The organism is Flavobacterium sp. (genome assembly GCF_039932285.1).
GTDB lineage: Bacteria > Bacteroidota > Bacteroidia > Flavobacteriales > Flavobacteriaceae > Flavobacterium.
This window is the reverse complement of record NZ_JBDTQE010000123.1, coordinates 1-2,848: the sequence shown is the minus strand read 5'-3', so window position 1 is coordinate 2,848 and position 2,848 is coordinate 1. Positions and strand designations below refer to the sequence as shown.

The following is a 2,848-nucleotide window of genomic DNA, read 5'->3' as shown; positions in this document are numbered from 1 at the left end:
ATTGAAGCTTTGTTTACTATTGATGAAGAAACTGGAATGACGGGTGCTTTAAACCTAAAAGGAGGCATTCTTCGTGGTGATATTCTTTTGAATATGGATACCGAAGAAGATGACGAAATAGACATAGGTTGTGCAGGTGGAATTGATGTAACTGCTACTCGTTCTTATAACGAAGAAGAAACTCCAGAAGGATCTGTAGGATACACTATTACTGTTAAAGGTTTAAATGGTGGACATTCAGGAATGGATATTCACAAAGGTTTAGGTAATGCCAATAAAATAATGAACCGTTTGTTATTTGACGGATTTGAAAATTTTGGATTACAAGTTGCCGAAATAAACGGTGGAAGTTTGCGAAATGCAATTCCTCGTGAAAGTGTTGCTAAAGTAATCGTTGCAGGAATGTATGATGAAGCTTTTGCATTTGACATGCAAGAAATTATTGGAGATATAAAAACCGAATTCAAAACTACTGAACCAAATCTTACTATCGAAATTGTAAAAAGCGATTTACCTAGTAAAGTAATGGATTTAGGAGTTCAAGAAGGAATTATTCGTTCTATTTATACTGCTCACAATGGCGTGTACAGAATGAGTGCAGATATGGAGGACCTTGTAGAAACTTCTAATAATGTAGCTAGAGTTATTATAAAAGAGGGTGAAATTACGATTGGCTGTTTAACTCGTTCATCGGTAGAAACATCAAAATTTGATTTAGCAAATGCTTTGCGTTCTGCTTTCGAATTGTGTGGTTGCGAAGTAAATCTTGCGGGTTCTTATCCAGGTTGGACACCTAATGTAAAATCGGAAATTCTTGATTTATTAGTTAAAATTTACGAAAAACAAAACAACGAAAAACCAAAAGTTGTAGCTTGTCACGCAGGTTTAGAATGTGGAATTCTAGGAACAAATTATCCAGACATGGACATGATTTCTTTTGGACCAACAATACACGGCGCACACTCTCCAGACGAAAGAGCATCAATAAAATCTTCTCAGAAATTTTATAAATTTGTATTGGAGATTTTGGAGAATATTCCTGTGAAGAATTAAATAACAAATTAATATGAATTGAAAACTCGTTTAGCAATAAACGAGTTTTTTATTTTCAGAAATCTAATCTTTATTTTTCATGAAATCTATAACCTCATTATATCTTTTACTCCAAGGAAAAAAGTATTGCAAAATCATTGGAATATGTTTTTTATCTAAAATTATTGGCTTCACATTAGGTTGAAATTTATGCAATTCTTTCAAAAATCGTTCATTAGTAACTTGAATACTTTCGTATGTTTTAGTACCACCAGTATAAATCATAAATCGTGGTGTATTTTTATCTAAAAAGTAAATCGGTGAAGCATCTTTCCAAGTTTCAGGATTGGCTGTCCAAGTAGCTAAATAATCATCTTCCTGAGTAGGAGGAAATTCTTCTAGATAATGCTTCATATCTAAACCAGCAGCATCATTCAGAATTATTCCTTTAATTATAGAATTATCTTTTAAATATTTAGGATTTGTACCAACTAAAGCGACCAAATGCCCGCCAGCAGAATGCCCAGTTAAAAAAATCTCATTCGGATTGCCTTTATATTTTGAAATATTATCTTTTGTCCATTCAACAGCTTTAGAAACTTGTATTGCCATATCGTTATAGTTAGCTTCGGGACTCAAAGTGTAGCCAACAATTACAGTTGTTATTCCTTTTTTAGCAAAGTTTTTTCCCAGAAAACCATATATTTTTTTGTCTCCAGAATTCCAATTCCCTCCATGAACAAATAATAAAACCTGATTATTTATTTTTTTTGAACTTCTTGGTGTAAAAATATTTAATGTTGGTTGTTTTTTATTTAAATTTTCAGATTCTAAATAAGATACATTTTTATATTTTTTTGTTGCACAGCTTGTTATTGAAAGAACCATAAATAGAGGTAGAATAATTTTTAGTAAACGCATAGTGTTATTTTTTGTTATCTATTGAATATACGATTTTTTTGAAGGTTTCGTTTTGTGATACAAATTATTTTTAAGATTTATCGAATTGTGATAATTTAGAAACTTACTTCAATTCAAGAAGATAAAAAAAGCTCCAATTTATATTGGAGCTTTCTAACTTTAAACAAATAACAATATCAACAACGGAACTATTAATCCAGCCAAAGCCAATTTCCAACCACGTCGTTTGAAAGTGAATTTTCCTGCTGGAATCATTAATGTTCCTGTTATAGCAATTACTATTAATGAAATCCCGAAAATATCACCGTAATAAATCCACCAGTTTGAAGTGTTTTTATGCAACTTCATCATAGAGCTAATAATTGGCGTTTTTATAAACGAAACGATTTCGCCTTTTCCTGTTTTCATATCGATTTCGACATCATGTTTTTCAAAAGATATTTTAAATGTTCCTTTTTTTACATTATGACGACGCATTTTGTCATCAATACCTAATGTTTTACCTAATTCTTCTGCATACTTTTCATTAATATTTTCTTCTGCTGGAAGTTTTACAAAAATAGCTTTGGTTTCTACTACATACTTATCTGGATGCCAACTGTCACGATGGTTCATTAATATTCCAGAGAAGGCAAAAGAAATAATTAATCCTATATAAAAATAGCCTAGGTCTCTGTGCAGGTTTCTTGCTTTAATTTGTTTCATTTTTTAAAATTTATATTTTATACTTGTCATTACTTGTCTTGGAGCTATTGGATTTACACTATAATTTTCATGAATTGTATAGTTTAATTCATTGGTCACATTAGATAATTTGCATAATATTGAAAATTGTTTCCATGTATAACCTGCTGATAAATCTATTGTAGTATAACCATGAATCGGAATTTCTCTA

At 30.8% G+C, this 2,848-nt stretch carries 4 protein-coding genes; 1 reads left to right on the top strand and 3 read right to left on the bottom strand.

What is annotated here, in order from left to right:
* The coding region (pepD, locus tag ABI549_RS13630) for a beta-Ala-His dipeptidase (RefSeq protein ID WP_348077003.1) at positions 1-1,053 on the top strand (1,053 nt) is incomplete at its 5' end.
* Positions 1,054-1,116: 63 nt separating this feature from the next.
* Here the strand turns inward: pepD and ABI549_RS13625 are convergent.
* From ABI549_RS13625 to ABI549_RS13615, 3 genes are all read right to left on the bottom strand, one after another.
* Positions 1,117-1,953, bottom strand: a complete 837-nt coding sequence (locus ABI549_RS13625; RefSeq protein WP_348077002.1) for an alpha/beta hydrolase — start codon at positions 1,951-1,953, stop codon at positions 1,117-1,119.
* 159 nt (positions 1,954-2,112) lie between these two features.
* Positions 2,113-2,658, bottom strand: a complete 546-nt coding sequence (locus ABI549_RS13620) for a PepSY-associated TM helix domain-containing protein (protein ID WP_348077001.1) — start codon at positions 2,656-2,658, stop codon at positions 2,113-2,115.
* A 3-nt stretch (positions 2,659-2,661) separates the two neighbouring features.
* Positions 2,662-2,848: hypothetical protein (locus ABI549_RS13615; protein ID WP_348077000.1), on the bottom strand; the 187-nt coding region annotated here is incomplete at its 5' end.